This is a genomic window from Nocardiopsis halotolerans DSM 44410, assembly GCF_000341065.1.
GTDB lineage: Bacteria > Actinomycetota > Actinomycetes > Streptosporangiales > Streptosporangiaceae > Nocardiopsis > Nocardiopsis halotolerans.
In genome coordinates this window covers 51,907-67,715 of the sequence record NZ_ANAX01000236.1, presented here as the reverse complement: position 1 = coordinate 67,715, position 15,809 = coordinate 51,907, and the positions used below count along the sequence as shown (strand labels likewise).

The following is a 15,809-nucleotide window of genomic DNA, read 5'->3' as shown; positions in this document are numbered from 1 at the left end:
GCCCCGGCGGCGTCAGCCGCGGCTACTGCGAGAGGTGCGGCCTCCTCCAGCCCACCGGGCGCGACCACGTCGAGGTACGCACGCACGCCGCCGCGGGTGTCAGCGACCGGGGTCTGCGGCACAGGCGCAACGAGGACGCCATGGCGATCCGCGTCCTCGACGCGGACGCCCCCCACGCGCCCGGCACGGTCTGCGCCGTGGTCTGCGACGGGGTGTCCAGCTCACCGCGCTCGGACGAGGCCTCCCGTGTCACCTCCGAGACCGGCGTGGCCGTGCTCGCCGAACAGATGCGCCTGGGCGCCGACCCCCGGGAGGCCACCGGCGCGGCCATGACCCGGGCCGCCGAGGCGGTCGCCGGGATCGCCGACTCGCCCAGCTCCGCGCCCGCCTGCACCTTCGTGTCCGCCNGGTCACCGTCGGCTGGGTCGGCGACAGCCGCGCCTACTGGCTCTCCGGAGGCCCCTCCGCCAGCGCGTCCGCCCTGCTCACCAAGGACGACTCCTGGAGTGAGGCGATGGTGCAGATGGGCACGCTCTCCCGCGAGGAGGCGATGCGCTCGGCCAACGCCCACGCCCTCATCGCGTGGATGGGCGCCGACTCCGGCGAGATCGACGCCCACATCTCCACCGTCACCCCGACCGGTCCCGGCGCCGTCGTGCTGTGCAGCGACGGCCTGTGGAACTACCACCCCGAGGCACAGGCCCTGACCGACGCCGTTCCCGAGGCGGGCGCCAGGCCCCACGAGGCCGCCCGCACCTACGTCAGTCTCGCCCTCCAGGCGGGAGGCAAGGACAACGTCACCGTCGTCGTCATCCCCGTACCGCCAGGGGGTCCCCGTGCCGGACGCGAATGACCGCGCGCACGAGCCCGGGTTCCGGGTCGGGGCCGACCCCCGGGCGGTCCACGACACGGGCCGGGTCGAACCGGCCCGAGCCGTCCGGCCCAGGCCCGGTGCCGACGGGGACGCCGAGACGAACCCGACACCGACTCGACCCGGACCGTGCGGACCCGGCCAAGGCAGAACGTGCCGGACACCGGCGGTGCCCCCCGTACCCGGGTAGGAGGGACCCATGCCGCGTTGCCCTTCCGGGCACCACTCCACGGCGACCGACTGCTGCGACGTCTGCGGGCTCCGCCTCCAGGCGCGCACCCCCGCTCCGCGCCCCCCGTCGCATCGCCACACGACCCCACCGACACCGCCCGTGTCCCCGGCGCGTCCCCCCGCGCCGCGGCGTCCGGTGAGCGCTCCCCGGGGCGGCCCCTGCCCCGAGTGCGGCACCTCGCGCGCGGGCCGGTTCTGCGAGGAGTGCGGATACGACTTCGCCTCGCAGTCCGGCGGCCACCACCGGGGGGACTCCGGAGCGGGCGCCACGCGGGCGGGTACGCGCTGGCGCGCGATCGTCGCCGCCGACGCCGCCTACTACCAGTACATGGTCCACCAGGGCATGCTCGACCCCGACCAGATCTCCTTCCCCACGGGCCACACACAGCGCCGGGTGCCGCTCACGGGGAACAGGGTGCGCATCGGACGCCGCAGCGTCTCGCGCGGCTTCACCCCCGAGATCGACCTGGGCGGCCCCGGCGGGGACCCGGCGATCTCCCACGTCCACGCGATCCTCATCGCCAAGCCCGGTGGAACCTGGGCCCTCCTCGACCCGGGATCGACCAACGGCACCACGATCAACGGGACCGCCAACCCCGTCGCCCCCAACGTGGAGGTTCCCCTGCATGACAGCGACCGGATCTACGTCGGAGCATGGACCGTCATCATCCTCCAGAAGGGGTGAGCCCCGTTCGTCCCCCCACCGCGACCGGGGCCGACGCTGGACGGAGACCACCCCGGCACGCTTGTGGCTGCTGACCTCGGTGTGCGTGGTGGCGATCGTCGGTCTGTTCGGTTCGGCGGCCTCCACCCTCGGTCACGCACGCGAGGGCCTCCACGTACTCGGCCGTGACGCCGGGCGGCAGGCCATGGCGACCACCGACCTGTACCTGGCGCTCGCCGACATGGACGCCCGCGTCGCGGACGTCCTGCTCATGGGCACCGACCACGACCTGGGCTCGGGCCGGGAGGACGCCCTGGCGCACTACGAGGCCAGCCGGGCGCGGGCCAACGAGGCGCTGCTCCAGGCGGCCTCGCTGACCGAGGGCGACAGCGTGGAGGAGCACAACGTCCAGGCCGTCCTGGACGGGATGGGCGCCTACGAGCGGCTCGCGACCCGGGCGCGGCTGCTCAACGACGAGGCGCAGGCACCTCCCGGGCGGGTGGACGCGGCGGCACTGGACGCGTACCGCGAGGCGACGCACCTGATGCACACCGGGCTGCTGCCCAAGGCGTTCAACCTGGGACTGGACTCGTCGGCGATCGTCCGCGCCAACCACGAGGAGGGACGGGAGTCCGTCGCGATCGGACTGGTGTGGGTGGGCACGGTCGGCGCGGTGGCGGTAGCCGCGCTGATCGGACTCCAGCTGTACCTGCGCGTGCGGTTCCGGCGCCGCTTCAACGCCCCTCTGCTGGTGGCGACGGCGGGCACCGCCCTGCTCACGGCCGGGGTCGTCCTCGCCCTGACCAGCAGCGGCGGGCACCAGAGTGAGGCCAAGGAACAGGGTCTGGACGCGGCGATGGCGCTGTCCCGGGCCGGGGCGATCGCCACCGACATGCAGGCGGACCAGAGCCGCTACCTGCTCGACCCGGACAGGGCCGACAACCACCAGCAGGTGTACCTGGCGCGGGCACAGCAGGTGCTCTACCGTCCCGCCGGCAACCTGGAGGAGTACTACCAGGCGATCGGCGAGGTGGCAGCCGCCTACCCGGAGCTGCCCGGATCGGGCGGCTCCGACCCCGAGGACCCGGGCACGCTCGGCTACCTGGGGCAGCGTGCCCAGGACGCGCTGCTGCCCGGTCAGGAGGACGCGCTCGCCGGGGTACTGGAGTCCTACGACGCACTCCAGACCGAGGACCGGAGACTGCGCGCGGCGTCCGAGGACGGCGACCTGGCCGGGGCCGTCGACATCCGCATGGGCGTCGCGCACTCCGGGGACGGTGCCTTCCAGGCCTACGAGACCGCGCTGGCGGAGTTGATCGACCTGCACGAGGGCGCGTTCGCCGAGGGCATCGAACGCGGAGACGCGGTGCTCGCCCCCTGGACGTGGCTGCTGCCGGTGGGGACACTCCTCCTGCTGGCCCTCGTCGGGCTCGGGGTCCGCCCCCGACTGGCCGAGTACCGCTGACGCCGGGGTCGGGCGCGGCGGAGCCGGAACGCGGGTCCGCTCCCCGTCCCGGACCCGGCCCTCGGCCCACACACCCTCTTCCCGTTCTCCGACCGACCCCCCGAAAGACGAGGAGCAGGCCGATGAGGTTTCGACACCGGCGTACCGCGGCCGTGGCGGCACTGGCCGCCGTGGCGGTGCTCGGGCTGCCCGCCTGCTCGGCGGTGCTGGGCGAGGAGGAGTCGGTGCTCGACGCCGCCTCGCTGACCATCGGCGTCAAGACCGACCAGCCCGGACTGGGGTTGGAGGGCGCCGACGGCGACATCACGGGCTTCGACGTGGACGTGGCCCTCTCCATCGCCGAGAAGCTGGGTTTCTCCGAGGAGGAGGTGGAACTGACCGGCATCACCTCCGCCGAGCGCGAGGACCGGCTGGTCAACGGTGAGGTGGACATGGTCGTGGCCACCTACTCCATCACCCCCGCACGCAAGACCGAGGTGACCTTCGCCGGGCCCTACTACGTCGCCAAGCAGGACGTACTGGTGCGCGCGGAGAACACCGACGTCCAGGGCGTGCGCGACCTGGAGGGCCTGCGCGTCTGCCAGGGCGAGGGCTCCAACTCCGCCGCCCGTATCACCGAGGGTCTCGGCATCGACGTTCGGAAGACCGAGGCGCCCAGCTACAGCGCCTGCGTCGACGCGCTCCGCGAGGGCGACGTGGACGCCGTCTCCACCGACAACCTGATCCTCGCCGGATACCTCGCCGAGAACCCCGACGCCTTCCGCTTCGTCAACAACCCCTTCACCGACGAGAAGTACGGCGTCGGCCTGCCCTACGGCGACGTGCGCGCCTGCGAGGCGGTCAACAAGGCCATCAGCGAGATGTACCAGGACGGCACCGCAGAGGAACTGCTGAACACCTGGTTCGGTGAGACCGGTCTCGATGTCGTGACGCGTGTTCCCCAGTTCGAGGGATGTGATTCCACGTGAGTGCTGGTGTGGACGGGACGCGGGCGCGGGTGTGGCGCGGGCACCGCCACGAGCTCGGGGCGAACGCGGTCCGGATACGGTGCGGGCGCGGCGCGGGTGCACGGGGTCGCGTCCGGGGACGGACGGGAGCACCGGCCGGGGCCGGGAGTCTGGCCGGAACCGGCCCGAACCGAACGGGTGTGCTCCGGCCCCCTTCGGGAATGGCCCGAGCGGGGTATAGGGCAGATACTGAGCCTTGTGTAGGGCAACGGGGGGACAGGATAGGAGTTGTCCGTTGACCATCGTCGAGTTCCTCAACGCACGCCTGGACGAGGACGAACGCGCGTCGATGTCCGCCCCGGTGGGAGCGCGTGGACGGGAACGGGCGCTGGCGGAGGTCGCGGCCAAGCGCAAGATCGTCCGCGGATACGCCGACGCCCACCGTGCGAGCATGCGCAGCCTCGAACCCGCCATGTCCCCCGACGCCCACTCCCCGAGCCACGCCCGCGCCGACGCCCGTCCGCACGCCGACGGCGGCGATCCCTGGTCCGAACTGCTGGCCTGGCGGTTGGCGGTCAAGTACCTGGCGGGGGTGTACCGGTCCCACCCGGAGTACGACGCCTCCTGGGAGGACTGATCCGACCGCTCCCGCCTCCCGCCGGTCGTTCGGGGCCGGGCCCGCGACTCGCCCCTCCGGCTCTGACGCTTGACTCTATCGAACGTGTGTTCGATAGACTTCCCATGTGAGTCTTCTGAACGAGCAGATCGACGTCCGTTCCACCGAGGGCGGGCATCCCGCACGGTTCACCTGGCGAGGCCACACCTACCGGGTGCGCAGGATCATCGGCGACTGGCCCGCGCGCCCCGAGGGGCCCGGCGCCCCGGCCACACAGGTCCACCTGCTCCGGGTCTCGGCGGAGTCCGACGCGGGCGAACCCAGCATCATCGACATCACGCGTGACGTCGCGTCCGACCGATGGACCATGCGCCGCCAGTGGAACTAGGGAGCGCCCGGCGGACACGCACCCCGCCGCGCGACGGGCGGCATCCACCGACACGTCCTGACCCGACGCCCGCCCGGAACGCCTCCGGGCGGGCGCCCGCCGTCGTGGGCCCGCCCGGGGCCGTGAACCGCACGGCGGTCACAGGAAGACCCGGCCGTGCCGGGTTCGGTCGCGCAGGGCGGCCATCCGGCGGGTGTTGCCGGGGCGCCGGGTCAGCAGGTGGTACAGCAGCAGTGAGCCGCCCCGGTCGGTGCGCGCCCGGTCCGCCATCTCACCCATGTTGACCCGCGTGTACAGGTTGCCGCCCCCGGCGACGACCCGCACGGCGTGTGCGCCCTCGGGGACGTGCGCGTGGGCGTGGTTGTCGGCGGTGTACTCCATGGCCCGTGACAGCGCCGCTCCCAACCCGGGGACCAACTCCCCGCCCAGGGTCGCCGTCCGCCGCCAGAAACCGGTGTGTCCGGCGGCCACGTGCCCCAGCTGGTGCGCGACCAGGAAGGCGAGAGCCTCCGGATCGCGGACCCTGCCGTCGGAGTCCAGCAGGTCGTCCGACAGGACCAGGTACCGGCGCAGCCCGTGTCCCGCGGCGTCCGTGCCCCAACGCCGTCGCCCCACCCGTACGTACGCCTCCGGCGTCCGGGCCAGCCCCATCTCCCGGGCCAGGGACACCACGGTCCGGTGCACCTCGGGGAACTGGGTGGGCGAGATCTTCACCGACTCCGCCCTCCGCCGGGCGTACAGCAGCCCTCGCGCCTTCCAGCACGCGACGGGCGCCGTCGCCAGGACCAGGGCCGCGGCCACCCATGACCCGGTCACGGACCACACGCCGTGGAGCAGCCCCGCCGCCGTCAGCAGGGTCACGACCACGCACACGACCACCAGCGGGGCCTCCCACGGGTGGGCGGACGCCGGGACGACCTCCTCGTCGGCGTCGAGCGCGCGTAGGGCTCCCACGCGGGAGTGCGGGAGGGAGCGGGATTCCGGTTCCCGGGCGTGTGCCGCGCAGCAGCCGGGCGCGCCGTGGAGTGGACAGGCGATGGCGCGCCCCTCCGGCGGTGTCGCGTGGGACATCCTGCCTCCCCTCGGAGCGCGGTCTGCGGGACAACGGGGGGATGACTACTTCCTGTGTCCAAATATTACTTTCCGCTACCCTGGGTATGGGGTTTGCGCGCTACGGCGTGTCCGCGTCCGGGGCGTGTCCCGACCCCCAGGCATGACCGCGCACACGGACGTACCGCCCGCCCTCTCGCCGGGGTGCCGTCGTCAGTGCGGCTGCTCGTAGCGGCGCAGCTCCTCGGCGAGCACGTCGAGGAAGTGGTCCACCTGGGCCGGATCGTAGCCCGGCCGCGCGCGCGTGGTGGCGAACTGGACCCGCTCCACCTCGGCCGCGGTGAGGGTCGCCTGCTCCGGGAGTCCCCGTTGGAGGACCTCCAGCGTGAACTCGGCCCGGTCGAGGAAGTCGTCGACCTCCTGTTCGTTGTAGCCCGTGGTGAGCCGGGTCGTGGCGAACTGCTTCTCCCGGACGTCCCCGGGGGTCAGGCCGGTACGCCGCGGTGGTTGGCCCGGGGCGCCCGGGCTCTCCGGCGCGGAGCCGTGCCGCGGGTCCCGGGGCTCCTGGTACCGCGTCTGCCCGGTACCGCCCGCCGGGCCCGGACGCGGGGGCAGCGGCGGCGGCTGTTCCTGCTCCTGGGCGTGCCCGAGCCCGCGCCCGGCCAGGTCGGCGATCACGAGGTCGAGGAAGTCGTCGACCTCGTCCTCGCGGTAGCCCGGGCTCAGCCTCGTGGTGCGGAACCGCGAGTTGCGCACCTCGTCGGCGGTGACGAGCGGGCCGGTGCGCGGTCCGCCCTCCAGGGCGACGAGGGTCGCCTCGATCCGGTCGAGGAGCTCGTCGACGTCCTCCTCGTGGTAACCCTGGCGCAGACGCACCGTGTGGAACTTCTTTTCGCGGATGTCCGCCGGTGTCAGAGGCATGGTCCCCATTGTGCAGTTCACGGCTTCCCGGAGCGGTTATCCCCGGGTCGCGCGTGATTCGGCCTCGGTCAGTCGCATCACGAGTTCGGACAGGACGTCCATGACCTGGGTGCGGTCGTATCCGCGCAGAACGATGTCCACGGCGGCGGTGTCCAGTTCCCGGGCGGTGACGGGGTCGGGCCGCTGCTCTTCGGGCAGGTCGGCGAACGACGTCACCTCACCGACGAAGTAGGGGGAGCCGTCGAGCGTGGCCAGCGTGAAGTTGGCGCGGTGGACGAGGTCGTCCACCTGGCGGCGGTCGAAGCCGCGCAGGACGATGTCGAATCCGGGGAAGGGCTGGGACACGGGGGATCTCATGGACGCATTATGCCCATGGAGGAGAACCTTGACCATAGTCGCGGGCGGCTGCGGACGTCCGTGGCCGGAACCGGACGAACGCGGATGTACGTGCCGAAGTCACTCCCGCATGAGGTAGGAGGCCAGCCCTTCGGCGACGGCGTCCGCGGCCTGCTCCCGCCACGCGGGGTCCCGCATGAGCGCCGCGTCCTCGGGGTTGCGCATGTTGCCTGTCTCCAGGAACACCTTGGGCACGTCGGACATGTTGAGTCCGCCCAGGTCGGTGCGCACGTCCAAGCCCTCGTCCGCGAGGTAGTCGGCGTACGGGACGCCGCTGCCCTCCAGGTACTCGCGGTGGAGGTGCTCGCCGAGCAGCCGGGACTCCTCCACGATGTCGTCGGTGTAACCGCTGACCTCGCCCGGCATGATCACGTGGAACCCGCGCCCGGACTCGGGGCCGCCGTCGGCGTGGATGGACACGGCCGCGTCCGCCTCCGCCTCGTTGCCGATGCCCGCGCGTTCGTCGATACAGGGTCCGACGCCCTCGTTGTCGTCGCGGGTGAGGACGACGGTGGCGCCGTCGGCCTCCAGTCTCTCCCTGACCAGCACGGACAGCTGCCAGTTGAACTCGTGCTCGGCGTAACCGCTGGTGGTCTCGGTGCCGACGGTGTCGCAGGCCTTCTGGTTGGGCCCGGCGGGGACCATCGCGTGGATCTCGTCGGGGGCGGCGGCGTTGCCGCCGTTGTGCCCGGGGTCGATGACCACGACACGGCTGTCGAGGGGGCCTTCGCTGGCGGCTTCGCCGCCCTCACGCGGAGAGTCGGAGGCGTCGGTGTCCTCCCCCGGTCCGGGGAGGGGGAGGGCCGCGGTGGGGTCGTCGCCGGGGGACGCTCCCGGTGACGCCGAGCAGGCGGCGGTGAGGAGCAGGGCCGAGGAGGCGAGTGACAGGGCGCGGGTGGCGCGGCTCCGGGGCCCTCGCGGTGCGGAGACGGGCATGCCCACAACCTAGTCGCTCGCGATGCCCGGACGTACCGTCCTGTTCCGGGCGAAACGGGCGGCGTGGAGAAGGGCGATCGAAAGCCTTTCCCTGCGACACACTTCCTTGTAAGGACGCGCCATACGGTGTTCGGTTTACCGATTCCGGAAAAAACTTCCGGGGCGAATGGGTGCGTCGCCCAGGGTGACGATGCATTGTGGTGTGATCACTTCGTGATCCTTTATGGGGATTCTTCCCTTTCCTTTCGTGTAGGCTTCCGGTGAGGAAATGGGAAGTCAACGCGACCCGGTTCCGTCTGGCCCGCCCGTCCCGTGGCCGCGACCGTGTCCCTCGTTTCCGCTGTTCAGGGGTTTCTGTGCGCCTCTGGCATCCCCCATCCACCCCTGGTTCGCGCTCCGAGGCCTTCTCCGCGGTCTGCGGTGGTGCGCTTGCCCAGGGCAGCCCGACGAGTTCGGGCTGTGGCGATCCGAATGAGGATTGACTTGAAGAACACTCGCGTTACCGCGCGCCGTATTCTCCAGGGCGGCGCCACTTTCGCCGCTCTTGGCGCGCTGAGCATTGCCACGGCTCTTCCCGCCGCTGCTGACGGTGAGGTCTACGGCTGGGCTTATGCCTCCGTCGGCAACCAGCAGGGCGTCTCCATCAGCTACGACGGCACGACCAGCAACAGCTACTCCGGTTCCGTCGGCGACTGGCTGACCTTCTCCGGTACCAGCAGCGCCACCGTGAACGGCGACGGCGTGACCGCCACGGCCACCGTGGACACCGCCAGGGTCCAGATCACCGTTTCCGACGTCGAGCAGATCATCGAGGAAAACCTCGATGACGAGGCCGGCGACGGGGAGGACCCCGAGGCCGAGGCGTCCGAGGACCCTGAGGGCGACGAGTCCGAGACGGAGGACCCCGAGGGCGAGGACTCCGAGGGCGACGGGTCCGAGGAGCACGAGGACGGGGACAGCGAGGACTCCGGTGGGGAGGCTCCGGATCCTGAGGAGCCCGGTACCGAGGACCCTGCCACCGAGGGCTCCGGGGCCGAGAACCCGGAGGGCGGCGACAACGGGAACTCCGGTGAGGAGACCCAGGAGCCGACCGACCCGGTGACCGAGTCGGAGCCCACCACGCCCCCGGAGGCCAGCACCGAGTCCGACGCCGCGGCCGAGCCCGAGACCATTGTCCTCAACGAGGAGAACACCGAGCTGAGCAGTGGCTCGGACGAGATCCTCCTTGACGCCGCCCTCTCGGGCGTGACCACCACGACCACCCAGAGCTGGGACGGCGAGATCTCCCGCAGCGCTGACATCGCTGACATCTCCTACCCGGAGATCGTCACCCTCGACAGCGGCGAACAGGTCACCGTCCTGATCGACATCCAGTCCTACGAGGGCGTCGAGGAGTTCGTCGACGAGGAGAGCGGCGTCAGCTGGAACGACGCCTTCACCGGCTTCGGAGTGACCTTCACCGTCCAAGGCGCCGACGCACCGTTCCACTACGTGGATCTGGCCGAGAGCGTGGCCAGCATCGGCACCGTCCAGGTCGACGACGGCGATGACGGCGACGGCACCGGTGGTGGTGACGACAAGGGCGACGACGGCGACGAGAAGCCCGCCCCGACCCACCCCGAGGACAAGGGTGACGACAAGGGCGACGAGCAGGACTCCGAGAAGCTGGAGAACGCCGAGTCCCTGGCCCAGACCGGTAGCCCGCTGACCGGTCTGATCGCGGCCGGTGCCGCGGTCGCCGCCGGTGGTGGCCTGGCCGCGTTCTTCGCCCGCCGCAAGAAGAACGCCTCCGACTCCGCCGCGGAGACCAGCGAGGGCTGATCCAGAGCCTGACGTCGGCTGAGCCGACCCGGCCCCGGGGACACGTTCCCCGGGGCCGTCCTGTTTTCCGGCCCGGTTGTCCCGGCCCGGTGGAACTCCTCGGCGGCGACCTCCGTTGACCAGTCATCGGCCCTCCCACACGTTCGGTCAGGACACGGGGACGGTTTCCGTTTCGTGATCGAGCCGTTAGGCTCGCCGTAGGGCGCCCCCACCCAGCCCGAGCAGTTCTCCTTCCCGGGGCGGGAAGGCCCCGACACGAACCGCCCCACGCACCGCGACCGGCCGTCTCCGGCTGGCCCGGTAACCCTGTCCACCGCCCGCGGCGGACACGGGCCGACCTTCGGGTCGGGCATCCCCCATGAACAACAGGAGTGTTGTGGTGTCTCCCACCAAGCTGACCGCACGCCGCCTCGCCAGCGGCAGCGTCCTGTTCGTCGCCCTCGGCGCGCTCGGTGCCGTGTCCGCGCTCCCCGCCGCCGCCGACCAGCTCGTCTGGGGCAACGCACAGGCCTGGGTCGCCGACGGCGACGTCGTCACCGGTTACTCGACGGCCACCGGCTTCGGTGGTCAGACCGAGGGGAGCACCACGGCCGAGGACCTCTTCGGCCCGATGGCCGACTACCTGGAGATCGACGGCGAGAGCCACACCGTGGTCGACGATGAGGGAGCGCGCGCCGCCTCCACCGTGCGCACCGCGGTCTTCCGGATGGACGTCGCGGACCTCGCCGCCCACGGGTTGATCGACGTGCCGTCGGACGTGGACCTGACCGCGCCCTCTCCGTCACCGTCGCCGTCACCGTCTTCCTCCCCGGAGACCGGGGCCACCAGGGAGGGGGACGGCGTCCCCCTCCGGGAGGAGCCCTCTCCGAACGGTACGGACGACACCGGCGACACCGACGGCACCGACGGCACGGGGGACACGGACGAGGGCGCTCCCGCGGAGCAGGGCCCAGCGGACGGCGGAGGGTCCACCGCGGACGACGGGGACACCACGGCCGACACGGACGGTCAGAGCGGCGCCCGGGCGAGCGAGGAGCCCTCGGACGCCCCCCAGCGCGAACCGGAGAGGAATCCGTCACCCACTCCCTCCCCCGACCCCTCCCCCAGCCCCCTCCCGAGTACGGACGACGTGATCGTCCTCGACGAGAGCGTCGCGGAGCTGGTCTCCGCCGACGACAACACGGTGGAGTTCACCCTCGCCGACGTGACCAGCACGGCCACCGCCGGATACGACGGCACGTCGGAGGCGACCCTCACACACGGCGCGTTGACCGCGTTCGGCACTCCCGTGGAGCCGCTGGGCCCGGGCGACGAGGGGGTCGTGGCGGAGGAGGTCCTGGAGGTGTTCGACGAGGAGGGCGAGGTGGCCCTGGAGGTCCCCGTCAGCATCCGCTTCGAGGTCAGCGAGACCACCTTCCAGGATGAGGACCAGGACTGGGACGGTCAGGGCATCCGCAGCTGGATGACCGTGTGGGTGCAGGTGGGCGGATCCGGGAAGGGGAAGGGCTTCGCGGTGGACTTCGCCGACTCGTGGGCGCTCGGCTCGGTCCACACCGAGACCACGCCGCCGGGACCGGGTGACAAGGGCGGCCAGAAGGAGGAGACGGAGGAGCCGGAGGAGACCGCGGGAGGGAACGGCTTCCTGGCGACCACGGGCAGTTCACTCGCCGCGCTGATCACCGCCGCGGTGGTGGCGGTCGGCGGCGGTTCGGCCGCGACCTTCCTGGCCCGCAAGCGCACCACCGCCATGGACGACCAGATCGAGGACTGACGTCCACGGGGCGTCCGGACGCGTCGTTCGAACGGGCTCTCCGGCCCGGCCCCGGGGCCCGTTTCCGGGGCCGGGGAACGGGCCCCGGACACGCGGAAGGCGGGCCTCCTCCTCGGAAGACCCGCCCTCGGCCTTTGTCAGCCCTGGTCGGCTGTGTCAGCGGCCGGAGCCCGCCCGGCCGTTCCCCCCGGAATCGGCACAGACCGGGGAGATCACTCCGTACGCTGGCTGGGGATTCCGGCCAGCAGGGCGCGGACCTCGGTCTCGCGGTAGCGGCGGTGTCCGCCCAAGGTGCGGATCGAGGTCAGCTTGCCCGCCTTCGCCCAGCGTGTCACGGTCTTGGGGTCCACGCGGAACATGGTGGCAACCTCGGCGGGGGTCAACAGGGGCTCCGCCTCGGGCGTGCGAGTTGACATGTGTACGGCCTCTCCTCCTGGATCTGTGTGCCGATCCTTGAGCCTTAATCCTGGCACTTGGCCCGGATGTCCAATATTCCCTCTAGGTCTATATTGGCATCACCCGAGGTGATTGTACGACCACTCCAAGCAACTTTGCACGTGGGAGGCCAAGAAAAGCCGCCCGTGGCCGCGTCACGCTAAGTGATTCTAGCGACACGTTTAGTGGCATGTGGCGTATTCGGTCAAAACTTCGTTCTCCGGCCTCGTTTTTCTCGATGCGGAGCGTCCGAAGTGCTACGGAGGCCTGACCGAAACCCGGTCCAGGGCTCCGGAGGGCGGATCCGGCGCCCCCGGTCTGCTGGGTGCGGGGAGGGGTGCGGGGAGGAACTCGCGGAGGCGGGTTCCGAGTGCCTCGGTTGGCGGTTCGGGCCGCGCGGATGCCCGCGTGGCAAGGGTTTCCTGGTTACTCAGAGTGCGCTCGGTGATCGTCCGACTACAGTCTACGCCGATCCCTATCGGGCGTTATGCCCAGTTTCACGACGCTTGATGTCGTGCGCGGACGACGTCCGGGCTCACACCCTTGTCACGTGCGGAAAGATTCTCCAGAAGAAGAAAGAAACCTGGTGTACCAGGTTGGCGCCCGGCGTGGCGCGCCCGTGTCCACGTCAACGGATGACGACGGCATCAGGCGGGGTGTCCACGAAAATCTGGCGATACCGTAACCCTCAGTTGGCGTGCTCCAGGGCGCGAACCAACCTCCAGCGCCGCGCGAGCCTCTCGCGCAGCTCCAGCACCCGCTCGCTGTTTCCCGTCGCCAGGGCCTCCACGGCCCCCGACACCTCGGCCACCGAGTGGTCCTCCCCGAGGTGGTCGTCGTCGAGGAGGTGCGGCAGGCCGCCGTAGTCCAGCTCCAGCAGCGAGTCCGGATGGGCGGTCAGGGACAGCCAGTCCACCAGCTGCTCGGTCGAGGCCGACACCGAGCGCTCGCCGATGTGCTCCCGCAGCACCGCCAGCGTGTGCTCCAGCCGTCGCATGGCCAGCGAGGTCCGGGTCAGGTACAGCAGGGTCCGGGTGGAGTTCGCCGACAGCACCAGACACCGCTCCTGGGCCTCGAAGGGCACGAACCACGGGACCGGGATGGTCCAGTTGCTCGACAGGATGCCCGGCCGCACCGTCTCCCCCGCGTCCCGCCACGCTCGGTACCGCTCCTCCGCGCGCTCCGCCTCGCTCGCGGGGACGAACGCCGTGCTCAACCCCGCCGGCATCGTGCCGCTGAACTCCGTGAAGGCCCGCCACGAGCGCAGCCGCGTCTGCCACGGGCAGACGTACAGGCGCTCGTTCACCCGCCGGAGGTAGGCGTTGCGGCTCTCCTCCGCCGGTGCCACCCGAGGGGGTGTCGTGACCAGTCGGTTCAGGCTCTCGGAGTGCTCCGCCGCCAGCGCGTTGATCCGCCGGGGGCGGTCGGACGAGGCCGCGTACTCCTCCCAGTAGCCGCGATCACACGGAGAGAAGGCGTCGATCGGCTGGTAGACGCGAAGATAGGCGGTGTAGGGCAGCACGAACGCATCGTGGCACATATCGTTCTGTGTGGCACTCACCACAGGGGGCCTGCGGGTGCGCCGTTCCGTGCGGGCACCACACCCGTCACACCCGGGTGGCGTAGGCACGACGGGGGCCGACCAGGTACGGTTGTGTGTGTACGTAAGCTGACGCCTGTCGTCAGTCGCGTTTGACGGCCGTCAGCCCGGTAGTGCGGGTTAGTAAGTGATCTGGGGTTCGTCGGAACCCAATCGTTGAGGGGGTCGAGCCAATGGGGCGCGGCCGAGCCAAGGCCAAGCAGCAGAAGGTCGCCCGGAAGCTCAAGTACAGCTCCGGTGGGACCGACCTTGATCGGCTGCGGTCGGAGCTGGGTGTCGCTGAGGACGAGGGGTCTCCCTCCGGGCCGTCGGGTCCGGATGATTCCTACGCGGATCCTCACGACGACCTGGTCGACCGTTACGCGGATCTTGCCGACAAGTACTCGGACTCCGACAAGTAGCACCCGGTAGACCGAGACTTTCAGGTCGCTCGGACAACAACCGCTGACCTGNNNCGGAAAGCCGTAGCGGACAGGTGGATATAGCCGGTGCGAACCACCCTGGTGGTTCGCACCGGCTATGTTCGCGTCCACTCACGTGCCGCGGTACTCCCCGGTCAGGACCGCCTGCCCGGAACCGGCCGTCACCGTGCCCAGCCGCCAGGCGGGGACACCGCGGTCGGCCAGGACATCCAGGGCGCGTTCGGCGTCGTCCGCCGCGACGATCGCCGCCATGCCCACGCCCATGTTGAACGTGGCCTCCATGTCCTCACGGCTCACCTCGCCCCTGTCGGCCAGGTAGCCGAACACGGGGGCGGGCGCCCAGGTGGAGCGGTCCAGCTCCGCGTCCAGGTGGTCGGGCAGGGACCGTGCCAGGTTGGCCGCCAGCCCGCCGCCGGTGATGTGCGCGTAGGCGTGCACCTCCACCGCGCCGGTCAGGGCCACGCAGTCCTTGGCGTACACGCGGGTCGGCGTGAGCAGGACCTCACCCAGTACCCCGTCCAGTTCGGGGACGTGCGCGAACAGGTCCAGGTCCGCCCGGTCCACGATGTGCCGGACCAGCGAGTAACCGTTGGAGTGCGGGCCTGAGGAGCCCATCGCGATCACGGCGTCGCCCTCGCGCACCCGGTTCTGGCCGAGGATGGCGTCGCCCTCCACCACACCGGTGCCCGCACCGGCCAGGTCGTACTCGTCGGGCTCCATGGCGCCCGGGTGCTCGGCGGTCTCCCCGCCGATCAGCGCGCACCCGGCCTGGTGGCAGCCCTCCGCGATACCGCCGACGATCTCGGCGATGCGCTCGGGCACCACCGCGCCGCAGGCGACGTAGTCGGTCATGAACAGGGGCTCGGCGCCGCTGACCACGAGGTCGTCGACGACCATCGCCACCAGGTCGACGCCGATCGTGTCGTGCTTGTCCATCTGCTGGGCGAGCAGCACCTTGGTGCCCACGCCGTCGGTGGAGGTCGCCAGGACCGGATCCCTGTACCTGCCCGTGTCGAGCCGGAACAGACCCGCGAAGCCGCTGGCGTCGGTCACCTGCTCGGGCCTGCGGGTGCGCGCCACGTGGCGCTTCATCAGGTCGACGGCGCGCTCACCGGCGGCGATGTCGACGCCCGCGGCGGCGTACGCGCCCGTCGTGCCCGTGCTCTCGGCTGCCACGCGAGTTCTCCTCGTGCTGTGTTGCGGTGGTGGTGCGAGACCCCGCCTCCCCTCCCAGGGCACGGCGGAGCCACCGCGCGGGGCCGGCGGGCCCCGACG

Annotated in this window: 15 protein-coding genes and 1 pseudogene; 9 read left to right on the top strand and 7 right to left on the bottom strand. The window is 71.3% G+C overall.

All coding sequences use genetic code 11. The features are described from left to right. The 6 genes and pseudogenes from D455_RS30930 to D455_RS0118470 form a co-directional block, all read left to right on the top strand. Window positions 1-853: pseudogene (locus tag D455_RS30930) on the top strand (PP2C family protein-serine/threonine phosphatase); the annotation flags it as partial. A gap of 217 nt (window positions 854-1,070) precedes the next feature. After that, entirely contained in the window at window positions 1,071-1,787 is a 717-nt protein-coding gene (locus tag D455_RS0118490; RefSeq protein ID WP_026122759.1) for an FHA domain-containing protein, read from the top strand. Continuing rightward, on the top strand, window positions 1,729-3,231 hold the full coding sequence (locus D455_RS0118485) for a hypothetical protein (RefSeq protein ID WP_394296645.1): 1,503 nt from the start codon (window positions 1,729-1,731) through the stop codon (window positions 3,229-3,231). Before D455_RS0118490 ends, D455_RS0118485 begins: the two co-directional genes overlap by 59 nt. Window positions 3,232-3,353: 122 nt before the next feature. After that, entirely contained in the window at window positions 3,354-4,199 is an 846-nt protein-coding gene (locus tag D455_RS0118480; RefSeq protein ID WP_026122758.1) for a glutamate ABC transporter substrate-binding protein, read from the top strand. Between the two features lie 274 nt (window positions 4,200-4,473). Beyond that, entirely contained in the window at window positions 4,474-4,815 is a 342-nt protein-coding gene (locus D455_RS0118475) for a DUF6221 family protein (RefSeq protein ID WP_017572192.1), read from the top strand. Between the two features lie 106 nt (window positions 4,816-4,921). Beyond that, window positions 4,922-5,182, top strand: coding sequence for a DUF6504 family protein (locus tag D455_RS0118470; RefSeq protein ID WP_017572191.1), 261 nt, complete (start codon window positions 4,922-4,924; stop codon window positions 5,180-5,182). 138 nt (window positions 5,183-5,320) lie between these two features. Here the strand turns inward: D455_RS0118470 and D455_RS0118465 are convergent, their stop codons facing one another. From D455_RS0118465 to D455_RS0118450, 4 genes are all read right to left on the bottom strand, one after another. Continuing rightward, window positions 5,321-6,253, bottom strand: coding sequence for a M48 family metallopeptidase (locus D455_RS0118465; RefSeq protein WP_017572190.1), 933 nt, complete (start codon window positions 6,251-6,253; stop codon window positions 5,321-5,323). A gap of 192 nt (window positions 6,254-6,445) precedes the next feature. Next, window positions 6,446-7,162, bottom strand: a complete 717-nt coding sequence (locus D455_RS0118460) for a DivIVA domain-containing protein (protein WP_017572189.1) — start codon at window positions 7,160-7,162, stop codon at window positions 6,446-6,448. A 27-nt stretch (window positions 7,163-7,189) separates the two neighbouring features. Next, window positions 7,190-7,510, bottom strand: coding sequence for a hypothetical protein (locus D455_RS0118455; protein WP_026122757.1), 321 nt, complete (start codon window positions 7,508-7,510; stop codon window positions 7,190-7,192). A 99-nt stretch (window positions 7,511-7,609) separates the two neighbouring features. Then, window positions 7,610-8,485 carry an N-acetylmuramoyl-L-alanine amidase gene (locus D455_RS0118450; RefSeq protein WP_026122756.1) on the bottom strand — a complete coding sequence of 292 codons (876 nt, stop codon included), beginning with the start codon at window positions 8,483-8,485 and terminating at the stop codon, window positions 7,610-7,612. A gap of 483 nt (window positions 8,486-8,968) precedes the next feature. Between D455_RS0118450 and D455_RS0118445 the strand changes: the two genes are divergently transcribed. Both D455_RS0118445 and D455_RS0118440 read left to right on the top strand, forming a co-directional pair. After that, window positions 8,969-10,306 (top strand): LPXTG cell wall anchor domain-containing protein, encoded by a 1,338-nt coding sequence (locus D455_RS0118445; protein ID WP_017572186.1) that lies wholly within the window; start codon window positions 8,969-8,971, stop codon window positions 10,304-10,306. 379 nt (window positions 10,307-10,685) lie between these two features. Further along, on the top strand, window positions 10,686-12,077 hold the full coding sequence (locus D455_RS0118440; RefSeq protein ID WP_241480275.1) for a hypothetical protein: 1,392 nt from the start codon (window positions 10,686-10,688) through the stop codon (window positions 12,075-12,077). A 212-nt stretch (window positions 12,078-12,289) separates the two neighbouring features. Here the strand turns inward: D455_RS0118440 and bldC are convergent, their stop codons facing one another. Together bldC and D455_RS0118430 are read right to left on the bottom strand one after the other, a co-directional pair. After that, the gene (bldC, locus tag D455_RS0118435) at window positions 12,290-12,493 is read right to left on the bottom strand and encodes a developmental transcriptional regulator BldC (RefSeq protein ID WP_013155387.1); all 204 of its coding nucleotides are present in this window, start codon (window positions 12,491-12,493) and stop codon (window positions 12,290-12,292) included. Window positions 12,494-13,200: 707 nt separating this feature from the next. Next, window positions 13,201-14,052 carry a hypothetical protein gene (locus tag D455_RS0118430; RefSeq protein ID WP_017572185.1) on the bottom strand — a complete coding sequence of 284 codons (852 nt, stop codon included), beginning with the start codon at window positions 14,050-14,052 and terminating at the stop codon, window positions 13,201-13,203. A 233-nt stretch (window positions 14,053-14,285) separates the two neighbouring features. Here D455_RS0118430 and D455_RS0118425 point away from each other — a divergent pair, with 233 nt between their 5' ends. Beyond that, window positions 14,286-14,513 (top strand): DUF3073 domain-containing protein, encoded by a 228-nt coding sequence (locus D455_RS0118425; RefSeq protein ID WP_017572184.1) that lies wholly within the window; start codon window positions 14,286-14,288, stop codon window positions 14,511-14,513. A gap of 132 nt (window positions 14,514-14,645) precedes the next feature. Here the strand turns inward: D455_RS0118425 and purM are convergent, their stop codons facing one another. After that, a complete protein-coding gene (gene purM, locus D455_RS0118420; RefSeq protein ID WP_017572183.1) occupies window positions 14,646-15,710 on the bottom strand; it encodes a phosphoribosylformylglycinamidine cyclo-ligase in 1,065 nt (354 codons plus the stop codon). Between the last annotated feature and the right edge of the window lie 99 nt (window positions 15,711-15,809).